Here is a 23,343-nt window from a genome sequence, read left to right as displayed (position 1 = left end):
TTTACAAGACCTCTTCAATTTTTTGAGAAAAAGCGATTTTTTGATAAACAGGGCATTTGTTCATCAATTCTTTATGTGTTCCGATGCTTACTATTTTTCCATTATCTAAAACAATAATTTGATCAGCATTCAAAATAGACGTTAACCTTTGCGCCACTATTATTACTATAGAATCTTTCTTTTTTTGAGCTAAAAAAGATTGTCTAATAGCTAAATCAGTTTCATAATCTAAAGCAGAAAAGGAATCATCAAAAATATAAATATCTGGTTGTTTTAATAAAGCTCTTGTGATAGAAAGTCTTTGTTTTTGACCGCCAGAGAAATTTGCTCCTAATTCGCTTACAGGTTCTTCTAATTTATGAGTTTTATTTTGGATAAATTGATATGATTGGCTTATTTTAGATTTTTCCAACATTTCTTCGATATCCGCATTTTCTTTGCCAAATAATAAATTACTAAAAATAGTTCCTTTAAATAAAATATTTTTTTGAGAAACAAAACCAATTTTATCTCTTAAATTTTTAAAATCATAATTTTGAATATCTATCCCATTAATTTCTATAATTCCTTGAGTAGGATCGATCAAACGAGGAATCAAATTCATTAAAGTAGTTTTTCCTGATCCTGTTTTTCCTACGAAAGCAATTATTTCTGATTTTTTCAACTTAAAATTAATATTTTCTAAGATTAATTTAGAATTATCAGGGTGTCGATAACAAACATTTTTAAATTCTAATGTTTGAATATTTTCTAAAAATTCTGAATTTATTGTGTTTCTATTAATAGAAGGTTTAATATTAAATAAATATTGAATTTTAGCTAAAGCCACTAAAGTTTTCGGAAGCATCATAAATAATAATAAAAAACTCAAAATAGAAGATAAAATATGAACATTATAAGTTATACAAATATATAATTTGCCAATATCTATTGCTCCTTCTAGAATTAAATCAGAAGCAAGTTTAATAGTGATAATAATAGACAGGTTTAATAAGAAATAAAATAAAGGTTCGATTGAAAGAATAGAATTAAATAATTTAATAATTGAATCTCTAAAAGATATATTTATTTTTCCGAATTTTTTTTCTTCATTTTCTTCTTGATTTAAAGTTCGAATTATTTTCACTCCTGTAATGCCAGATCTAATTTTATAATTCATTTCTTCTAAAAGATTGTGTTGTTCAATTGATAAAGAATAATTTTTCGCAATAATAAAAATTAAAATAAAGATAAAACAAAACATTATAGCTAATATACCATAAGATAACGAAGGATGAATCTTGTAAATTATGACAAAACAAGAAACTAACATAATAGGCATAGAAACAACCGTTTTATAAAAAGCAATTACAAAATTCATTATTTGATAAACATTATAGGTAATTCTGCTTACAATAGCGGAAACTCCTAATTTTTGCATATCTATAAAAGAAAAAGTTTGTGTTTTTTTGAATAAATCTGTGCTTAAATCTTTAAAAACCAAAGATGCAATTTTAGAAATACAAAAAGTTATAACGAAATTGCCTACAATAACCATCAAAACTATTATGCATAAAAATAAAAAAACATTTATAAATTGTGTTTTAAGTTTAGGATTTACAATATATTCACCTATGACATAGGGAATTAATAATTCTCCGATAATTATTAATAAAAAAGAGAAAATATTTAATAAAAGAAGCTTTTTATATTTAAAAATATATTTCAAAATTAATTTCATATAATTAATACTTCAAAACTTACTTTCTTTTAATATATTCAAAACAAATTAAAATAAAACAAAAAAATTAATAAATTAAAATAAATCGTATATTATTAGCAATTATAACATTTTTTATTATTTGTGTCATAATAAAAAAATAGTTTTCTTTATAAATAAGAAAACTATTTTTTTATTAATTTGATTTTATAAAATGATTATTTTTTTAAAAAAGATTATTATCTGGAATCGGAGAAAAATCTTTTTTTTCTTTAATAGAAGTAACAGCCGCTTCAGTAGTGACAAACATAGAAGCGATAGATGCAGAATTTAAAATAGCTTGTTTTGTCACTTTAGTAGGATCAACGATTCCTTCTTTCAATAAATCAACATATTCTCCTGTTTCAGCATTGAATCCAAAATTTTCTTTTTGTTTTAATTGTTCTATAACAACTGAATTTCCATTAAAACCTGCATTTTCGGAAATTTGATAAGTCGGAGTTAATAAACTATCTAAAACAACGTTTATTCCTTTTTGAATGTCAGAATTAGAATCTTTTAAAGTTTCTTTTAAAACTTTATAAATTTCTACTAAAGTTTTTCCACCGCCAACTAAAATACCTTCGGTAACAGCTGCTTGAGCAGCATTTAAAGCGTCTTCAAGTCTTAATTTTCGTTCTTTTAGTTCTATTTCTGTAGCTGCCCCTACTTTAATAACAGCTACTCCGCCAGATAATTTAGCTAAACGAGATTTTAAATTTTTTAATTCATGTTCATTATTTGTATTTTGAATATGATTTTCTATTTCTTCAATTCTTTTGGTTAAATCTGAGCTTTTATCTGTACCCATTAATATTGTATTATCTTGTTTGATAATTGCTTTTTTAATTTGTCCTAAATCTTCGATTTTGATATTTTGTAATTGCATATCTAAATCTTTAGAAATAAAATTAGCTTTAGTTAAAATAGCGATATCTTTTAATAATTCTTTTTGATTATCTCCGAAATCAGGCGCTTCAGTAGCAGCTATATTTAAAATACCATGAAATTTATTTAGTGCTAAAATATTAATTACATCGTTATCAAAGGAATTAGCTATAATTAACAAAGGTTGAGATTTCGCTTTAACTTCTTCTAATAAATGATTAATTTCGTTAATGTTATTAATTTTATGATCAGTTACTAAAATTAATGCTCTTTCTAATTCGACTGACATATTGGACAATTTATTAACGAAAATACTTGATAAATAACCTTTATCATATTGCATTCCTTCGACAACTTCTAATTCAGTTTCTAAACCTTTAGATTCGCCTATACTAATTATTCCCTTTTGAGTAACTTTGTTCATTGCAGAAACTATAATTTCACCTATTTCTTTGCTGCCTGAAGAAAGTGTAGCGATATTAGCTATTTCTTCTTGTGTAGAAATTGGTTTAGATTTTTTTAAAATTTGTTCTATTACTTTTTTTGAAGCCACAAGAATACCTTTTTTAACTAGAACAGATTTAGCGCCAGAATTAACAAATTGAAAACCTTTATGAATCATACTTTGAGCTAAAACAATTGCTGTTGTCGTTCCGTCTCCTGCATTATCGTTAGTTTTTGTAGCAGCCTCACGTAGTAATTGTGCGCCCATATTTTGAAAAGGTTCTGTTAATTTTATTTCTTTAGCGATTGTAACGCCATCATTAACAATAACAGGTAATCCGTGGCTTTTTTCTAAAGCAACATTGTTTCCTTTAGGGCCTAAAGTAAGTTTGACAGTATTTGCTAAAATGTCCACTCCATTTAAAATTTCTTTTCTAGCCTCTTTGCCAAAAAGAATTGATTTAGCTGTCATATATTAAATTAAATCCCCCTATTAAATTTTTATTTCATTTTTTAAAATTATTAGTTTTTATTTAATTTAAACTAATAAAGCTATTATTTTATCAGTTTTTAGAATTAAATATTCTTCTTTTTCAATTGTAATTTTGGTTCCAGCATAATTTTCGTAAACCACTTCATAATTCGGCTGAATTTCTTTGGATGCTTCAGGACCACAACTTACCACAATGCCTGTACAATTATTTTCTTGTTTTTGATTTTGTAATTTTAAAATAATTGAATTTGTGTTCTTTTTTTCTTCTTTATTTTTTATAACGACATAATCTTTTAAAGGTTTAATTAACATAAATATTTCCTTTCTATCATTATTAAAAGCGAAATAAAAAAATATATCAATTGATAGTTTTTTAGTCTATATAATTCTATTAATAAACAATAATTAACAAATATATTATACATTAAATTTATAAAAAGTTGATTTTTATATGTTGTAATTTATTTTTGTGCGCTTTGGAATTAAATTGATACTTTTAAATGCATTAATTTAGTTTAAAATTACAAAATTTTTAGATTTATTTTTAGTTGTTTTATAATAATAAAATAATGTTTTTTATTATTTTTTTAAAAAAAGAGTTTTTTATTATATTTTCATATTTTATTACATATTTTTTTATAATTTTTTTATGTTATAATTAATATAATTAAGTATTTCAATTTGATTATAAAAAATAAGTTTAATTCATGTTTGAACAAATTTTTATTTTTCGATTTATATTAATTTTTTCAATAAAATTTTCAATAAAATTAAACATTTTTTTTGTTTTAATTACAAATTTTTAGGATATAAATAAGATTTATAATAAATTAAATATTGTTTAAAATAGATATCACAAAAGGTTTAATAAATAGAGAATATGTTAAAAATACAAAATTTATGTAAAATTTTTAAAGATGAACAAATATTAAAAAATATTTCTTTTAATGTCCCTGATAAAGGATTGGTTTTTATAACAGGGGCATCTGGTTCTGGAAAATCTACTTTATTATATTTATTAGGCGGATTAGATAGTTCTAGTCGAGGAGATATTTATGTTCATGATTTGAACATTACTCAAAAATTTAATAATGAAAAATTAAATTCTTATAGGAATAATTTTGTCAGTTTTATTTTTCAAGAATTTAATCTTTTAGAAGAATTAACTGTTTATGATAATATTAAAATAACATGTGAGCTACAAAATAAAAATATTGATACTGACAAAATAGAACAAATATTACAAAAATTAGAAATAAATAATTTGAAATTCAGGAAAATTAATCAACTTTCTGGAGGTCAGAAACAAAGAGTAGGTATCGTACGCGCTTTACTGAAAAATTCTAAAATGATTTTGGTTGACGAACCTACTTCTAATTTAGATGAACAAACGGGACAGCAAGTTTTTGATTTATTCAAAGAAATATCTAAAGACAAGTTAGTTATCGTAAATACTCATGACAAAGAAAATGCTCTTAAATACGGAGATCGTTTGATAGAATTAAAAAATGGTTCTATTATTAAAGATATTTCAAAAAAATTAAATGTAGAACCTATTGTTGATAATGATAAAAAATATTATACTAAAGAAGAAATGTTAGAATTATTAAAAAATAAAGATATTTTAGAAGAAAAAGCTAATTTTGAAAAAACACCAATAAAAATATTCTCTTCTGATGTAAAAGATTTTTCTAATTCACTTGATAATGTTTCTTCCGAATCTTATCTTACATTTTCATCAGCAATTTCTTTTACAAAAAATACTTTCAAAAATAGTAAAAAATTATATTTTAGAGCCATTATGTCTATAGGTTTTCCTGGATGTTTATTAATTATATCGACGATATTATTTTTTAATCTTTTTATTGATAAAAATTTTCGTGATTTGCGTGATGAGCTTACGATGGCCCATTATTTTTTATTTTTTGTTTTTTATTTAATTTTGTTTTTAAATTCTTTGTTTCAATTGAATTATATTATAAAAAACAGAATGGAATTTAAGAAAAAAGAAATTGGTATTTTACAATCCTTAGGTGCTTTTAAAAAAGATATCAAAAAAATATTTAGGATATTTTCTTTTAAATTGTCATTTTTTCAAAGTTTAGGAGTGCATTTAACTTTGGTCATTTGTTATTTTGCTTATTTTAATAATGATGCTGATACTTTTTTATTAGAAAAGTTGAAAATACATTTCGTAATCAATTTAATATTTTATTTTTTATTATCTTATTTATATCCATTATTTATAAATATGTTAACGATAAAATATCACATAAATAAATTATTTAGGAAAAATCCTTATCCTTTGAGTATTATTTTGGATCGCAAATAGTTTTTTGTTATATTTTCATTTTAAATAATCAAAAATTTGATAAAATTATTGTATATATTTATAAAAATACAGGATAAAATCATTATTGGATTAAAACACTCATATTTTTTATATTCGGTTAATAGTGGGTTGTAAATGATACATCAAATTAAAAAGATATATAATAATAATTTATGTTTAACGAAATAATAAAACAATTTTCAATCCATAATATTTATGAAATTTAATAAATATTTAAAATTTTTATTGAAAATTATAACGTTTTATATGTTAAAGTATTAAGTATTATTTTTTTTATTTTCGAATATTTTATTAAATAAAATATTTATAAAATATAATTATATTATCGAAATATAATTTTTTAAAAATTTTTTCAGTTTTAAGAATTTTATTTTTACTAATAATTAAATCGGAATAAATTGTAAAAAAATTATTTTTTAATTTTCATAATTCTATTATTTAATTATATAATAAGGGTGAATACATGAATATAATTTTAATAGGCCCTCCGGCGTCTGGCAAAGGTACTCAATCTTTAATTTTATCGAAACATTTAAATATCCCTCATATTTCGATAGGAGATATTTTTAGAGAAAATTTAAGAAACAAAACGGATTTAGGTAAGATAGTTAAATCTTATATTAATAAAGGTTTATTGGTCCCTGATAAAATAACTAATTCTATGATAAGTAAATATTTAACTAACGAAAATATTAATAAAGGATTTATTTTAGATGGTTATCCTCGTAATTTGGAACAAGCTAGTTTTTTAACTGAAGAATTAGCTAATAAACAAATTTTTTTAAATAAAGTTTTTTATTTTAATGTTAGTGAGAAGTTATTAGAAAAAAGAATTATGGGAAGAATTGTTTGCCCTCAATGCGGAGAAATTTATCATAAAGAAAATAAATCTCCTGAAAAATATGGTTTTTGCGATAATGACAATACTTATTTAATTCAAAGAAAAGACGATAATTTAAATACTTTTAAAAAACGTTTATTAGTTTATAAAAAAGAAACTTTTCCTTTAATTGAATATTACCAAAAAAATAATAAATTAACAGAAATTAAAGTAGATGAAAGTCCTAAATCAATTAAAGATATTACTGAAATTATATTAAAAGAAATATCGGATATAAAATAAAAAAATTTTTTCTATTTATTGAATAAAAATAAATAGAAAAAATTTTTTTATACAAAAGAGAATTAATAATTGAAAAATTAAAATAAAATTTCAATTTAATAAAATAAAATAAGTTAAAATGCTTAAATAAAATTTTTTCTTATCAAAGTGTTTAATATTTATCAAATAAATTATTTTAATAAAGTAATTTGGATTAGAAAGTTTTCTAAAATGAAGACAAAATGTAAAATATTATTAAATATTAATTTATTAATATTGATAATGTTAATTTTTTTAAATATAAAACCTGTTATAAAAGCGCTTAATTCTAATTTAAATGATATTCAAATAGAAGGATATCAAAATTATAAAGTTATTTTAAAATTACAACAAATTTATCCTAAATTAAAAAATAATAATTTATTAAAAAAAGTTTTAACTAAAATATTAGAAGAATTTGATAAACCTTATTATATGGGTGAAACGAAAACGACTATTGAAGAACGAATTAGTTTATTAGAAAAATATAATATAATAGATAAATTTGAAAATACAATTGCACAAACTGTTTTCGATAAAAATGAATATGTCTTTGTGTTTCTAGGTAATAAAATAGATTTCGATAATTATAGAATATATCTAGATTATAAAAAACAAAATTTTCAGGGAAATAAAGGTTATTCGTGGAGCATGTGGTCTCCTAAAAATATTGAATTTTTATCTAAAAAAGACATTCAATTTTTAGTAGATACTTTTGAAGAAATTATGATTTTAGAAGCTGAAAAAAAAGCAAATTTGAATAAACAAAAAAATATTCAACAAATAGAGGCGCAAATTTCTTTTTTGCAAACGAAAATAAATACATATATTGATTTATTCAAAAAACAAGAAATAGATATATTAAATAAAAATAAAAAAATAGATATTTTAACACAAAATATCGAAGAGCAAAATAGTAAAGTTTTTACTTTGGAAAATGAACTAAATCAACAAAAATCCTTAATAGAAATAAATAATAAAAAATGGTTAAAAGAAAAAACAGAATCTATGGGGGCACAAATTAAAATTGAACAAATAAAAAAAGAATCTCAAAAACAAGAAGAATTAATTAAATCTAAAGAACAAGAGATTCAATTTTTAATTTTTGAATTAAAAAAAAATAATCAAAAAATTGCCGACGATAAAATATTACAAGAGGCAGAAAAATTAGAATTTCAAAAAGATTTAAAAAATCAAATCGAAAAATTAAACGTTTTGAAAGATAAATTGGAATCATCTCAAAGAAGTATTGATAGATTAGCTGAAACCAAAGAAGAACAACAAAAAATAATTCAAAATAAAAATGAAAAGATTAAAATGCTGGAGATAAGCGTTGCAGATAATAAGAAACAAATTTTGTATTTAAATGAAGAAATTAACAAAATAACTAAAAATTTACAAGATAAAATAAAAACAAATAATTTATTATCTGAAAGCCAACAAAAAATATTGAATACAGAAATTTCATCACTTACAAAAGATATTAATGCATTAAGAGAAAAATTAATTTCTCATAAGTTCATTTTAGAAAGCAATAAAGAACAAATTACAAATCTTCTTCAACAATTAGAAGAAAAAAATAACGAAATCATTGAAATGAAAAATTTAAATGCATTGGAAAAACAAGAATTAAAAGATGATATAGAAGAGAACAAACAACAATTAATAGAAATAAAAAAGAATTTAGATATTGCTCAAAACACAATAACTGAATTAAGGCAAACCATCGAGGAACAAAAAAATATTATTGAAAAAAAACAAAATAAAATTGCAAATTTAGAACAAAATATGAAAATAAAAGAAAATATTATCAATTCTTTGAACGATCGAATTATAAAAGTTGAACAAGAAATTAAAAATAAAAAAGAACAACTTGAAGAAAATAAATTTTTAACGACTCAAGAAAAACAAAAATTACAAAATCAAATTGATGAAAAAGAAAAATTAATTTTAGATTTGAAAAACCAATTATATTCTAAAGAAAATTTTTTAATTCAAACACAAGAAGAAATTAATATTTTGCGAAATCAATTGCAAGAACAAAAAGATGAGATTATTTTTATTAAAAATTTAAACGAGGAAGAAAAAAACGAATTAAAAAATTATATAAAAACACAAACAAAATCTTTAGATAAACTGGAAAATGATTTAGATATTGCTTATGAAAATATTGATAAATTAAAAAAAACAGTTGAAGAGCAAACAGATATTATTGATAATAAGCAAAAACAAATTTCCATTTTAGAAAAAAATATTAAACAAAAAGAATCTAGTATAGAAAATTTGTCTCAAAAAATAGCAAATTTAGAACAAGATGTAAATTTAAAAGTTCAAGAATTAATAAAAAATAAATTTTTATCTCAAGAAGAACAGAGATTTTTAAGCGAAAAAATTAATCAAATTAAAAAACAAATAAAAAATTTACAAGAACAAATGTCTCAAAAAGAAGAATTTATCGAGAGATCTAATAAAAAAATTAATTATTTGCAAGCAAATTTAGAAATGCAAGAAGAACAAATTAAACAAAATCAAATTTTAAATCAAAAGGAAAAAAATCAATTAAAACAAGATATCAGACATCATATAAATTCTTTAGAAAATTTAAAATCACAATTAGATAAATATAAACAAAAAATAGAAGTATCTTTACAAAATAATAATATGTTTAATTATTTACTTATAGAAGCTATGTCTCATATGAATACAATGAATAGAGAAACTTTGGATTTTTTTCAAAAAATGAGACAGGAACAAGAAATTAAAAAAAAAGATGAATCAGAAAATGTCAAAATGTTTTTGAAAAAAACAGATAACTTTCCGACTTTTAAAGAAGTTATAGGCAATGAAGAAGCTAAAAAACAATTAAAAGAAAGTTTAACTCAATTAACTGGCGAGACGTCAGAATATAAAACGAAGGGTAATAACGAGCCCCCTAAAGGTATTTTATTATATGGCCCTCCTGGTACGGGGAAAACTTATTTAGCTAAAGCTTTTGCTAAAGAATCAAGATTACCTTTTTTTTCTATAACATCTTCTGATTTTTCTAAAACATATGTCGGCGAATCTCCAAGATTGGTTAAAAATATTTTTGATGAAGCTAGAAAACACTCACCGAGTATTATTTTAATAGATGAATGCGAAGCGGTATTTAAAAAACGTCACAGTGACGGTTTAAATTCTGATCATGGAAACGTTGTTATTTCTTTTTTATCTCAAATAGATGGTACTTATACAGATAAAAACAAACCAGTTTTTGTTATAGCAACAACTAATTTTAAAGATGATATTGATAATTCTATTTTAAGTAGATTTAATAAATTAATAGAAATTGATTTTTGGAATGAAAAAAATATAAATATTTTTTTAAAACAAATTTCTAAAAAATATAATTTAGATATAAGAGCTTATCAATATTTAGATAAAATATCAAAACAAATAATTAATTCAGGGTTAGACGAATTAAGAACACCTAGGAAGATGATAGAATTGTTTGAACAATCAATAAATGTTGCGTTTTATGAACATAAACATTTGAATATTTTACCAATAGATTTGCAATTGGTAATGGATAGGTTCACAAATAAACAAAATGTTATTAATTGGGAAGAACATGATCATATAAAACCTTCCTTAGAACAATTATATACAATTCAAGAATATAAAAATACCCCGATAAAACATCTTTTTATTGATAGTTCTTTTAATGATGAAGAAAAAAAATATTTTCAATTAATTCAAACAGATTATATGTTACATCAAAAATTAGTTTATAATAAAAATTCTCAAGGAAAAACAGTAGAATTTGAAGTCGATTCCGATAATTTAAAAAGAATAAAAAATTTTTATTCTTCGGATAATCCTTTTCCTGACGAATTATTAGGGTTTTATTTCAAAGAAGGAACCGAAAGCAAAGAAATACAAGAAATGAAAAAAACTTCTAATTTAGAATCAATTTTAAATGTAGCAATTGAAGCAAAAGCGAAGCAAATTTATTTTATTTGGAATATTGACAAAATTAAACATAATAAAATGCAAATAGAAGGTTTAATGCGAAAATATACAAACGAATTCCATTTTTTAACATCAGATGACAATTTAAAAACTAAATTATTAGAAATGTCTCAAGTAACGGAAAATAATGAAATAGAATTTGAAAAAATAATATTACAGTATATTGAAGAAATTAAAGAAAAATTAACTGATAATATTTATGATGAAATTACTCAACAAAATGAACTAATTATTTTAGAAGATTCTTTTGAATTAAAAAGAGATATTACAAAACAAATAAACAAAGTATTTCAACAAAATAATTTTTTATTTTTAAAAGGAATCAAAAATGAAGTTTTGTCTAATATTAAAGGTAAATTAATACAAAATAAAGAAAATAATTTACGCGATAAAATTTTAAATTTAATAAATGCGATAACTTTTAATACAAAAGTATTTAACTATTTAGAAATAGATCAAATTAAAAAACAAATAAATCAAGATGTTTATAATTATTTTGTAATACAAAACAAATATTCCTTAAAAGATATCCAAAATCAAATTTATAAGACAGAAAATCAAGTTAATAAAGAACTTTTTGATCGATATTGGCAAACTATATTAAAACAATTAAATATTAATTGTAATTTAGAAAAAGATAAAATAATAAATTTATTAGAAGAAAAAACCAAAAAAGAATTATTTTATAATGATTTAGAATTAGAAAAAATAATTAAGTTTCTTAACGAAGAAATTGAAAAGAATATTAAACATTTAGAAAATAATTTAAAGAAAAAAATATCTGATAATATAAATAGATATATATTAATAGATAATGTATTGAATCAAAAAATATCTAATCAAGAAATAGACTTAATTAAAGAAGCAGCTTTTGTTATCGCTAAGGATGAATTAAAAAAAGAAAATATTAAAGAAAAACAAATACACGATAAAATAAAATCTTTTGTTTTGAATTATAAAATAAGTGAGAAGACAGATTCAAAAGATTTCTTTGCGATGATTTCAGAAAATTTTTATTGGTTAAAATTTGTTTTAATCGTTTTTGGTTGTAAAATGTTTTTTCGAAAAAAAATTTAATTTTATAAAAGAGATTTTGGTAATTTAAAACTTAATATTGTCGCAAAAAGAAATTTAAATTAATTCGCACTTATAAAACCTGTCTTTTAAAACTAGGTTTTATAAGTTTTTTTTATTTTTTGTAAGGATTTCTGTAAAAAAATAATAACAATTTCATAAAAAGGAGAAAAAGAAAAATCGTAAATATGTTATAATTTATTAAGAAACATAATATTTCAAAAAAGAAATAATTTTTTTATTTAAAAAAGTAATATTAATTTTTGTAACATTTGTCAAATTTTTTAATAAAATTAATATTACTTTTTTAATAATATAATTTCTATAATTAAATGCCATAATTTATTTTAAAATTCAAAAATATAATTAATGAACCGAGGTGAATAAATGACATCTGATTTAGAACAAATTTTTGAAAATTCTGATTTATATTCTCAATTATTAAAGAATAATATCAAAAATGTAAAAGAACTTATTTTCAAAAAGCCTAAAAAATATCAAGATTTTGCTTTAACTGAATTAAATAAAATAACAGATAAAACAAAAGTTAATTTATACGGAATTATAATAAAAGGACCTGTCTTTGTAAGAAATTTTTTTAAAAAAAATGCTAAAATGTTTCATATATTAACAAGTCAAAATACAGAATTCAAAGTAATTATTTTTAATAATTTTTTTTTTAAAATTTTAGAATATAATAAAAAAATATTTATTAAAGGTACTTATTATAATAGATATAATACAATTATAGCTTCTTTTGCTACTTTAGAAGCTAATATAGAAAACAAAGTGAAACCTATTTATAATTTAAAAGATATTTCTGATGAGTCTTTGCAAAAATTAATACAAAAAATTTTTCAATCTTCTAAATTGCAAATTAAAGAAAATTTAGATATAAGAATTGTAACAAAATATAATTTAATCAATAGGAAAGAGGCTTTCCGAAATCTTCATCTTCCTGACAATAAACAAATGTTGTATAAAGCGATTCAAAGATTTAAATACGAAGAAGCTTTTATTATAATTAAAAAATGGTTTCGAAAAAAAGAACAATTACCTTATAAAACTCCTATTAAGTGTAATATAAGTTATGTAAAGCAAATGATTAAGACAATTCCTTTTCAATTAACTTTGAATCAAAAAAAAATAGTTAATGAAATTTATTCTGATTTTAAAAAAGATTATCCTACTCAAAGATTAATTCAAGGGGATGTTGGTTCTGGAAAAACAATTACAGTTTTTATAGCCGCTTTAGGAATAATTAATTTAAATAAACAAGTGTTAATGATGGCTCCTACAGAAATTTTAGCCAAACAACATTATTTAAATTTTAAAAAACTGTTTCCTGAAATAGAATCTATTATTATAACTTCTAAAAGTAAAACTAAGAAATTTGACCAAGAACAAATTAAACAAAATAAATATAAAATGATTTTTGGGACCCATTTATTAGCTAATATAGATTTTTTTCAATTAGGTTTGATTGTGATCGATGAAACTCATAAATTTGGAACAGATCTCAAAAATAAAACTATTGCTCAAGGTTTAACATCAGATATTTTATATCTTACAGCAACGCCTATTCCTAAGACTTTAGCCCTTATTTATTCTGGTTTATTAAATATTTCTTTATTAATTGAAAAACCTCATAATAAACATAATATTATTACTAAAAAATGTTCTTTTGAAATGATTATACCTTTGTTAAAACAAAATCAGTTGCGTAATGAGCAAAGTTATATTACAGTTCCCGCTATAAAAGATAATAAAAAAAATTTTAATATTGAAAATATGACTGTTTTTTTAGAGAAACAAAAAATAGAGCATCTTTATATTTTGCATAGCAAACAAACAACAGAACAACAAGAAGAAAATATTCAAAATTTTATTAAAAATAAACAAGGTATTTTGTTATCTACTTCTATTATTGAAGTAGGAATTGATATCGAAAACGTTACAACTATTATCATTTTAGGAGCGGAATATTTTGGTCTAAGTCAGTTACATCAATTAAGAGGAAGAGTTGGGAGAAATAATAAACAAAATTATTGTTTTTTAGTTTCTACCAAAGATAACGAACGTTTAAAAATATTAGAAAAAGAAAATAATGTCGCTAAATTAAGTGATTTTGATCTTTGTACGAGAGGCCCAGGAGATTTTTTAGGAAAAGAACAAAGCGGTTTTTTTAAATTTCAATTTTTAAATATAACAAAAGATTATATGATTTTAAATCAAATTAAAAAAGATTTTGAATATTTATCAAATTAAATAATAAAAGGTATATTAATAAACATGATTAAATTAGCAATAGATGCTATGGGCGGAGATTTAGCTCCTGAGACAGTGGTTCAAGGAATTGTAATGGCTTTATCTCAAGAAACAAATTTATATATTTGTTTGTATGGCGATCAAGAAAAAATAAATTGCATAATAGAAAATAAAATTCCCTCTTCAGTTTATAAAACGGTAAAAGATCGGATAAATGTTATTCATACTCCTTTTTTTCTTCAAATGGATATAAAAAATATAAGAGAAGAATTTAGAGATTGTCCTAACCATTCTATGTTTTTAGCTTTAAAAGCAGCTAAAGAAAACGAAGTAGATGGAGTTGTTTCAGCAGGGCCTACTCAGGCTTTAGTTTTATCAAGTTTTTTAATAATCAGAACTATGAAGGCAGTTTCCAGAATAGCTTTAGCCCCTTTTTTTAAAACTTTCGATAATAAAACAAAAATTTTAATAGATGCAGGAGCGAATATCGAAATTGAACCAGAAAATTTAGCAAAATTTGCTGTTTATGCTTCATTAGTAGCTAAAGAATTTTTAGAAATTGATCAACCTATAGTAAAATTATTAAATATAGGGATTGAAAAAAATAAAGGAAGAGATTTCGAAAGAAAGCTTTATGATTTATTAGAAAAAGATGATCAAATAATTTTTAAAGGAAATGAAGAATCTAAAAATGTTTTTAATACTGAAGCAGATGTTTTATTAAGCGATGCTTTTACATCTAATATGATTTTAAAAAGTTATGAAGGAGCTTTTAAAAATTTATTTCAATCTATTAAAGAAGTTATGACTGAAAATTGGTTCAAAAAAATTATGAGTAAAATGTTATTTTCTAAAAAATTAAAAAACATAAAACAAAAAATAGATTCTAAAGAAATAGGTGGAGCGATCTTGTTAGGTTTAAATAAAATTGTAATTAAAGCGCATGGCGATTCTAATGATTATGCTTTTTGCAAAGCAATTTTGCAAGCTAAAATTTTAATTGAAAAAAATTTTTTAACTAAAATTACAAAAAAATTAATATAAAAAAGAGTAATTATGCATTTAAAAAAATTATTTAGAAGATTAAATATTAAACCTAAAAATATTAAGATATATATAAACGCTTTAACACATAGTTCTTACGCTAATGAACATCATTTTAGAAAAAATAATAACGAAAGATTAGAATTTTTAGGAGACGCTGTTATTAATTTTTTAATGGCCAGTTATTTATATAAAAAAAATAAAGATAATGAAGGTATTATGACCAAAAAAAGAGCGCAAGCTGTTTGTATCGATTCTTTATTAATTTACGCTAAAGAAATAGAATTAAAGAATTATATTTTGTTAGGTAAAGGCGAAAAGAAAAGATATGATAATAATTATTCTATTATAGCAGACGCTTTCGAAGCTTTATTTGGAGCTATTTATTTAGATTTAGGATACGATCAAGCAGAAAAAACTTTTCAATATATTATCTTACCTTATTTAAAAAAAATTATCAATATTATAGATTTTAAAACTAAATTACAAGAATTAATTCAAACTAATAAACAAAATATTCATTATAAAATTATTTCTGAAAAAGGTTTAGCCCATGAAAAAGAATTTATAACGGAAGTATATTTGGAAAATAAATTTTTAGGACGAGGTTTAGGAAAAACTAAAAAAGCTTCTGAACAAAAAGCGGCCCAAGAAGCTTTACTGAAAATAGAAAAAGAAAGGAATATACCGAATGTTTAAAATGCTTTATGAAGAAGGTTATTTAAATATTGAAAAAATTTTAATTCGTGAATATCATAAAATGAATTTAACATTTCAAGAAACGATGGTTTTAATTTGTTTATTTGATTGTTATGAACATAAACATTTTTCTTCTGTATTTTTAGCCAAAAAAATTAATTTGTCTAAAAATGAAGTAGAAAATATTTTAGAAGAATTAATTCAAAAAGATTTTTTTTGCTTATCACAAGAGACAAAAAATGATAAATTAATAGAAGTTTTTAATTTAGATAATACTTTTTCTAAATTAGAACAACTTTATTTAGAAAAAGATAAAAATGTTCAAATTAAAAAACAAAATAAATATATAACCGAAACTATAGAACAAATAGAAAAATTAAAAGGCGAAAATTTAGCTGCATATGAGCTAGAAATTATTAAAAATTGGTATTTAGAAAAAAAATATTCTGACAAAGATATAAAAAGATCTATAAATATAGCTTGCGCAAATCAAAAAAAATCAATTTATTATATAGAGAGAATTTTAAGTAATGAAAATAATTTAAAAATAGAAAATAACGATAAAGCAGATCAAATTCTTTATAAAATTTTTAATAAAATTAAATAATTTAAATTATAATAAATATAATAAAATATGTTATAATATTTGTATTGAATCTAAGAACAGATTTAATAAAAGTGTATCTACATTTTGGATACTGTATAAATCATAATTTTAATGAGAGGAAAGAAGAAAATGCAACAAAAAGAAAGTTTTTTAAAAACTAAAAAAGGCAAAATAGTTGTTGGTTCAGTTACTGGTTCAATTGTTTTATTATTATCTATTTTATTACTTTGTTGGTATAAAGAAGTTTGGCCATTCGGTCCAAAAATTACTGAGACAAATGTAAAAGATTTAACAAACGACTTAAATGGCACTAAAACAGCGGCTGAAAAACATGACGTATTAGAAAAATTTATAACAGATAAAGTAAACAAAGTTAATAAAAAACTAGACGATGCAAATGAAGGTACTAAAAAAATTGGTTTTGACCAAATAAATGAAGTTAAAAATCAACTTGCAGCGTTAAAAGCAAAAACAACAGCTATTACACCAGAGGACACAACTAAATTACAAACAGCAGTTACAGCCTTAGATACTTACTTAAAAGCAGCAATTGCAGTTATTAACAAATAATATTAATTAATGTTATTTAAAAATAAAAAAAACATTCAAAATTAAATATTTTGAATGTTTTTTTTATTTTATATTTGAATAAAATTGTAAAGATGCTCTTATAAAATCTTTAAATAAAGGATGCGGTTTAAAAGGTCTTGATAAAAATTCAGAATGAAATTGAACTCCTATAAACCAAATATGTTTTTTTAATTCTATAATTTCAGGTAATTTTTCTTCATTATTCATTCCTGAAATAATAAAATTATCATCTTTCTCAAAAAGCGAAATATACTTCATATTCATCTCATAACGATGTCTATGTCTTTCATGAATGATTTCTTTTTGAAAAATTTCATAACTTTTAGTATTTTTCTTTAAACAACAAGGGTATGAACCTAATCTTAAAGTTCCTCCTAATAAAGGGCCTTTTATTTTTTGAGTTATCACAGGAAGCGAAGTGTTAATATCGATTTCTGTAGAATTAGCTTTTTCTAATTTGAAAACATTTCTAGCATATTCAATAACCATTAATTGCATTCCTAAACAAATACCAAAAATAGGAATATTATTTATACGAGCGTACTGAATAGCTTGTATTTTCCCTTGGCAAGCTCTTGATCCAAAACCTCCTGGAATTAAAATACCATGGCAATCACTTAATAAAGAAACTATATTTTTATCATTGACATTTTCTGCATCAATCCATTTAATTTCGATCTGAGTATTATTATAGTAAGAGGCGTGTTTTAAAGCCTCTATTATAGATAAATAAGAGTCATGTACTGAAATATACTTACCTACTAAACCGATAGTAATTTTATTTTTTAAATTTTCAATTTTATGAATTAAATTTGTCCATGAAGATATATCTGATTGTTTTAAGTTTGTTATTTGAAAATGATCTAAAATAAAATCATCTATTTTTTGTTTATTTAAATTAATAATAATTTTATATAAAATATCTACGTCAATATTCTCGAAAATAGCATTTTCTCTTACATCACATAAAATAGAAATTTTTTTCTTTATTTCTTCGGAAATAGTTTGTTCACTTCTCAAAATTAAAATTTGAGGTTGAATGCCTAAAGATCTTAATTCTTTAATACTGTGTTGAGTAGGTTTAGTTTTTGTTTCTTTAGAGGTTTTTAAATAAGGAATTAAAGTGTTATGAATATAAAGAGTATTATGAAACCCTATGTCATAACGAATTTGTCTAATAGACTCTAAAAAAGGCAAGGATTCGATATCACCTACTGTACCGCCGATTTCGACAATAATAATATCATAATCATTAGTAGTGTTTTTTATTTCTAAAATTCTTTTTTTGATTTCATTAGTAATATGAGGAATAACTTGGATAGTTTGTCCTAAATATTCTCCTTGTCTTTCTTTATTGATTACATGTTGATAAACTTGTCCTGTAGTCACATTAGATTCTCTTGATAAATCTTCATCTAAAAATCTTTCATAATGGCCCAAATCTAAATCTGTTTCAGCCCCATCATTAGTTACAAAAACTTCTCCGTGTTGAATAGGATTCATAGTACCAGAATCAATATTGATATAAGGATCGATTTTTTTCATAAAAATTTTTAATCCGCGTTTTTTTAAAATTTGACCTACAGCAGCACCAATAATACCTTTTCCTAAGCCAGAAACTACTCCTCCAGTAATAAAAATAAATTTTTGTTCTTTTTTTTTGTTATCCATTTTTAATTTCTTTCTTGAAAAATTTTAAAATAAAAATTTAAAAAAGTATTAATTAAATATTTATTTTAAAACCTATTTTTTCTCCTAAATTTATTTTTGTTTCTATTTTGTTACGACTATTTTCCATAATAATTGGATCGAAAATTACTTTGTTTTTTTGGACTAATAAAACAATAGTGGAACCACCAAAAGAAAAAAAACCCTTTTCTTGCCCCTTATTAAAATTAGTAATAGGATGATTATGAATTCTCCCCACTAATAAAGCTCCGATTTCAATTTGAATTATTGTGCCAAAATTTTTCGTTTCTAAAATATTATATTCTCTGGTATTTTCGCAAAAAACATTAAAATATTTAAAAGCAATAGGATGTACAGTATGAAATTTACCTTTAATTTTTTTAAAATTTTCTTTTTTTTGAATACCTTCATCAATGAAAATATAACGATGATAATCGATAGGTCTTAATCTTAAAATTATGAAATGACCATCCATAAATAAAGAAGGCAAAGTGTTATTTTTTAAAAGATCGCTTAAATGATAATTAACTTGTTTAATAGAATAAATACTATCTTTATTAATTGGAAGAATAGTTATTTTTCCTTCGCCAGGGCTTATAAAAAAAGAAGTTTCTTTACAAAAAGTTATATTTTTATATTGACGTGTAAAAAAATCATTATAAGAAGAAAATGTTGTTTTTCGAAATAAATTTAAATCTATGTTATTTCTTGTAACTGCTTTTTTAATATGTATTTTTGAAACAAAAGATTTTACATAAAAACCTGTTAAATAAGTAATCATTTTAGAAACACAAATTCTTAAAAATATTCTTTTCCAAAAACTTTTATGCAAATTATAATATAAAAAATGTGGTTTCATAATTATGTTTTTTATAAAGAAACTAATCCCTCTTTCTTATGTTTTTTTAAATATGATTAAATTTAATATTATTACAAAAAATAATAAACATGTAAATATTAAAAAAATAATATTTTTAATTTTCGGAAATTTAATTTTTGCAAAAATAAATAAAAAAGACAATAGGCACATAATAAATAAATATGTTGCGAAAAATATTTTCGAAATTTTATTTGTGTCATAATTTGTTTTTGTCAATATTATATTTTGAAATAAAATTAAACAAGGAAAAATAACAGAAGATAAAGTGACTGGGACACCTACAAAAAAATTTAAATTTGTTTTTGGTTTTTTATCGTCAGAATTTTCTTCAGCAAGAACATTGAAATAAGCTAATCTAGTTAAAACAGTTAAAATATAACAAATACTTATAAAGATAAATAAGTATAAGAAATTATGATTTATTTTTTTTATATTATAGAATAATCCATATCCTATAAAAATAGGTAAAATACCAAAACTAATAACATCTGCTAAAGAATCTATTTGAATGCCATATTTTTTTTCTCGTATAGAACGTTTTTTTTGTAAATTACTTATTTTTCCATCGAACATATCACAAATACCAGATAATAATATACAAATAGAAGCTAATTTTATAGATTCAGGATCAAATTTTTGATAAACAAGGCAAAACATTCCTAATAAACTAAATGATGCGTTTAAATAAGTTAAATAAACAGCGTAATTATAAAAACCTAAAAACATAATAAATTCTCCATTATTAAATTTTTTAATTTAAATATAATTTGTTTAATTAAGTAAATAAAAAATTTAATAATTTTAAATTATTATTTATAAAAATATTCTTCATAATCATTTATATATTCATCTTCTTCTTCGTTGTTTTTATTTTTTTCGATATCATCAATTTCTACTTCTTCTTTTTCGTCATTTATATCTAAACTATCTAAAGGTATATCGTTTAATTTTTCTTCTTCGTTTTCGTTATTTTCTTCATTTGATTTTGGTTTTAAATCAAATTCATTAAAATCTAAAATTTCTTTTTCTAAATTTTTTGGAATTTCTATTTTTTGTTCATTTGGGTTGACAAAAACATCTTTATCCCAAAAATGCAAATTATTCGCTTTAATATTCCATAGATCATCTCCACAAAAAACAAAACAACCACTAGAAACAATGTCTAAATATAATTGAACGCAAATGTCTTTATTATTTATATCTAGTTTTTTAATTTTGAAAACTTCTTCTATTATTTGTTGGATATGCATGGGTTCTTTGTTTTGAGATAAAATTTGATAAGAAATATCAATCATAGGACTTGATGAATCAATTTTTTTATTATTTTTTGCCAAAATTAATAACCTCTTTTAAAAATTATTTTTTTATTTATTTTATAAAAATTAAAAATCATAATCTTTCGCAGCTTTTATAAGTAAATCTTGAGAAGCTTTTTCTACTTGCTTTAAAACATCATTGAAAGATAATAAAATACTTTCTTGAATTAAATCTAAATTATTAATTAAATCTGAATTATTGATAGAAACATCAATTACTTGTTTTGTTCCTTGCATAATGATAACGATATCGCCTACTTTTGAAGTAAATTCTCTTAATTCTAATTTTTTTTGTTCTTTATCTATGTTTTCTTGAATTTTTTTTAATTTATCAAACATTTTCATATATAAAATCCTATTCATGAATAATTTTTACTTTTTCACTAGTAAATAATTCTTTAGCTTTTTCTATAAAAATTCCTTCGTTTAATTTTAATGTTGAATTTTTTTCATAAAAATCGGTTTCAAAAGAATTTAAGTTTAAATCTTCCTTATTTTTAGTTTCTAAAAATTTTAAATAAACAGGTTTTATTATTTTTTCCCAATCTTTATTTAAAATAACAAAATATTTATTGATTAATTTTCTTTTAGCATTTAAAATTTGTTCAATTTGTATTCTACTATCGTTTTTTAATAATATTTTATAATCTTCTTCGTTTTCACATGATAAAAGAAACTCTTTATTAAAATTTATTAATAATGCTTTCGATTGGTATAATAATCTAGCAATACCAGCTAATTTAGGAATAGGATAATTTTCTAATTTTTTCCATCCTTTACAAATTAAATTTATTTCTTCATTATTAGGCGAAATCAAAATATTAATAATATCATTTAAAAAAGCTTGTTTAAATGTTTTTTCTTTTTTTTCTATATTATTATAATTATAATTATTTTTCGGAAATAATTCTTTTTTAAAATTTGTATCTTTTGTTTTTATTAACGAATTATTATTAATTTTGTTCAAATTTTCTATTTTAGGAACATTTATTTGTGTTGTTAATAAATCATGAATTTGAATGAAACAAATAATTAATAAATATTTTTTATGTTCGGATGATTTTAAATTATTTTGTGATTCTGATAATTTTTGGAAAAATTTTTCTTTGGTTTGAAAATTCAATTTTTTTAAAAAATGAAAATTTTCTTCAGGATTTTCATAACAATTAATTATTTTTTTGAAAGCAAAATTAATAAAATCATTTAAAAAAAGAACATAATTTATGTTAGATTCTAAAATTTCTTGTAAAAAAGAAATAAGAATTTTTACATCATTTTGGAATAAAAGATGAAATAATTTTGCGATTTTTTTTTCAGAAATTATGCTTAATATTTCTACAATATCTTTTTCTTCGATAATATCATTTTTATAAGAACGAACTTGATCTAATAAATTAATAGAATCTCTTAAACTACCATTAGAATAAAAAGAGATTTTTTGTAAAGCTTCTTCCGATATATTTATATTTTCTATAGAAACTATTAATTTTAATCTATTTTGTATATCTTCGTAAGAAATATTATTTAAACGAAAATGTTGAGCGCGAGATAAAATATTTTTAGGAATTTTATTAAATTCACTAGTAATTAAAATAAAAACTACTACATTAGAAGATGGTTCTTCTAATATTTGCAATAAAGCGTTAAAAGCGTTAGAAGATAATACATGAATTTCATCAATAATATAAATTTTATATTTTAATAAATTAGATTTATAATGTAGTTGTTTTTTTAATTCTCTAATATCATCTACACCGCTATAAGAAGCGCCGTCAATTTCGACAACATCTAAAGTAGCTTGTTGATCAATGGCGGCGCATGATTTACAAACATCTTTATTATTATTTGCGCAACAATCTTCTTTTGCAAGGAAACAAGAACAATTAATAGCTTTAGAAAAAACTTTAGCTAAAGTAGTTTTTCCGATCCCCTTATCGCCACTAAATAAATAACAATGATGAATTTTTTGATATTTAATAGCATTTTTTAAAACTTGTATAATTATATTTTGTCCGACTATATTTTTCAAATTTTTAGGTCTATGTTTTCGATATAAGGCTTGATAATTCATATCTTTTTTTGCTAAAAAAAATCCTTTTATAATAAT

Annotated in this window: 17 protein-coding genes; 8 read left to right on the top strand and 9 right to left on the bottom strand. The window is 21.6% G+C overall.

Translation table 11 applies throughout. The features are described from left to right. Position 1: 1 nt before the first annotated feature. From CWO85_RS00615 to CWO85_RS00605, 3 genes are all read right to left on the bottom strand, one after another. Positions 2 to 1,720: an ABC transporter ATP-binding protein gene (locus CWO85_RS00615; protein ID WP_121463775.1), complete on the bottom strand. Its 1,719-nt coding sequence runs from the start codon at positions 1,718 to 1,720 to the stop codon at positions 2 to 4. 205 nt (positions 1,721 to 1,925) lie between these two features. Continuing rightward, positions 1,926 to 3,542, bottom strand: coding sequence for a chaperonin GroEL (gene groL / locus CWO85_RS00610; protein ID WP_121463774.1), 1,617 nt, complete (start codon positions 3,540 to 3,542; stop codon positions 1,926 to 1,928). 66 nt (positions 3,543 to 3,608) lie between these two features. Further along, positions 3,609 to 3,875: a co-chaperone GroES gene (locus tag CWO85_RS00605; RefSeq protein WP_121463773.1), complete on the bottom strand. Its 267-nt coding sequence runs from the start codon at positions 3,873 to 3,875 to the stop codon at positions 3,609 to 3,611. Positions 3,876 to 4,443: 568 nt separating this feature from the next. Here CWO85_RS00605 and CWO85_RS00600 point away from each other — a divergent pair. The 8 genes from CWO85_RS00600 to CWO85_RS00565 all read left to right on the top strand — a co-directional run bounded on the left by CWO85_RS00600 (position 4,444) and on the right by CWO85_RS00565 (position 17,330). Next, the gene (locus CWO85_RS00600) at positions 4,444 to 5,895 is read left to right on the top strand and encodes an ABC transporter ATP-binding protein/permease (RefSeq protein WP_121463772.1); all 1,452 of its coding nucleotides are present in this window, start codon (positions 4,444 to 4,446) and stop codon (positions 5,893 to 5,895) included. 484 nt (positions 5,896 to 6,379) lie between these two features. Beyond that, entirely contained in the window at positions 6,380 to 7,039 is a 660-nt protein-coding gene (locus CWO85_RS00595) for an adenylate kinase (protein WP_121463771.1), read from the top strand. A 210-nt stretch (positions 7,040 to 7,249) separates the two neighbouring features. Continuing rightward, positions 7,250 to 12,145, top strand: a complete 4,896-nt coding sequence (locus CWO85_RS00590; protein WP_121463770.1) for an AAA family ATPase — start codon at positions 7,250 to 7,252, stop codon at positions 12,143 to 12,145. Positions 12,146 to 12,529: 384 nt separating this feature from the next. Further along, a complete protein-coding gene (locus tag CWO85_RS00585; RefSeq protein ID WP_121463769.1) occupies positions 12,530 to 14,410 on the top strand; it encodes a DEAD/DEAH box helicase in 1,881 nt (626 codons plus the stop codon). A 24-nt stretch (positions 14,411 to 14,434) separates the two neighbouring features. Next, the gene (gene plsX / locus CWO85_RS00580) at positions 14,435 to 15,454 is read left to right on the top strand and encodes a phosphate acyltransferase PlsX (RefSeq protein WP_121463768.1); all 1,020 of its coding nucleotides are present in this window, start codon (positions 14,435 to 14,437) and stop codon (positions 15,452 to 15,454) included. A gap of 12 nt (positions 15,455 to 15,466) precedes the next feature. After that, entirely contained in the window at positions 15,467 to 16,153 is a 687-nt protein-coding gene (gene rnc, locus CWO85_RS00575; RefSeq protein WP_121463767.1) for a ribonuclease III, read from the top strand. After that, complete coding sequence (locus CWO85_RS00570) at positions 16,146 to 16,760, top strand: DnaD domain protein (protein WP_121463766.1); 615 nt, start codon at positions 16,146 to 16,148, stop codon at positions 16,758 to 16,760. The genes rnc and CWO85_RS00570 overlap by 8 nt, the downstream gene beginning before the upstream one ends. A 129-nt stretch (positions 16,761 to 16,889) precedes the next feature. Further along, positions 16,890 to 17,330 carry a hypothetical protein gene (locus CWO85_RS00565; protein WP_121463765.1) on the top strand — a complete coding sequence of 147 codons (441 nt, stop codon included), beginning with the start codon at positions 16,890 to 16,892 and terminating at the stop codon, positions 17,328 to 17,330. Positions 17,331 to 17,393: 63 nt separating this feature from the next. On the opposite strand, the gene CWO85_RS00560 is transcribed toward CWO85_RS00565, so the two are convergent. The 6 genes from CWO85_RS00560 to dnaX all read right to left on the bottom strand — a co-directional run bounded on the left by CWO85_RS00560 (position 17,394) and on the right by dnaX (position 23,307). After that, positions 17,394 to 19,022 (bottom strand): CTP synthase, encoded by a 1,629-nt coding sequence (locus CWO85_RS00560; RefSeq protein WP_121463764.1) that lies wholly within the window; start codon positions 19,020 to 19,022, stop codon positions 17,394 to 17,396. Between the two features lie 52 nt (positions 19,023 to 19,074). After that, on the bottom strand, positions 19,075 to 19,899 hold the full coding sequence (locus tag CWO85_RS00555) for a phosphatidylserine decarboxylase (RefSeq protein ID WP_121463763.1): 825 nt from the start codon (positions 19,897 to 19,899) through the stop codon (positions 19,075 to 19,077). Positions 19,900 to 19,935: 36 nt separating this feature from the next. Then, entirely contained in the window at positions 19,936 to 20,646 is a 711-nt protein-coding gene (locus tag CWO85_RS00550) for a CDP-alcohol phosphatidyltransferase family protein (RefSeq protein ID WP_121463762.1), read from the bottom strand. Between the two features lie 83 nt (positions 20,647 to 20,729). After that, complete coding sequence (rpoE, locus tag CWO85_RS00545; protein ID WP_121463761.1) at positions 20,730 to 21,254, bottom strand: DNA-directed RNA polymerase subunit delta; 525 nt, start codon at positions 21,252 to 21,254, stop codon at positions 20,730 to 20,732. 48 nt (positions 21,255 to 21,302) lie between these two features. After that, positions 21,303 to 21,575 carry a YbaB/EbfC family nucleoid-associated protein gene (locus tag CWO85_RS00540; RefSeq protein WP_236628332.1) on the bottom strand — a complete coding sequence of 91 codons (273 nt, stop codon included), beginning with the start codon at positions 21,573 to 21,575 and terminating at the stop codon, positions 21,303 to 21,305. A gap of 16 nt (positions 21,576 to 21,591) precedes the next feature. Next, complete coding sequence (gene dnaX / locus CWO85_RS00535) at positions 21,592 to 23,307, bottom strand: DNA polymerase III subunit gamma/tau (RefSeq protein WP_161554965.1); 1,716 nt, start codon at positions 23,305 to 23,307, stop codon at positions 21,592 to 21,594. Positions 23,308 to 23,343: the final 36 nt, after the last annotated feature.

The sequence above is a fragment of the Candidatus Phytoplasma ziziphi genome (assembly GCF_003640545.1).
GTDB classification, from domain to species: domain Bacteria; phylum Bacillota_I; class Bacilli_A; order Acholeplasmatales; family Acholeplasmataceae; genus Phytoplasma; species Phytoplasma ziziphi.
Note: the sequence above shows the minus strand (reverse complement) of the source record. Positions and strands in the feature narration are given on the sequence as shown.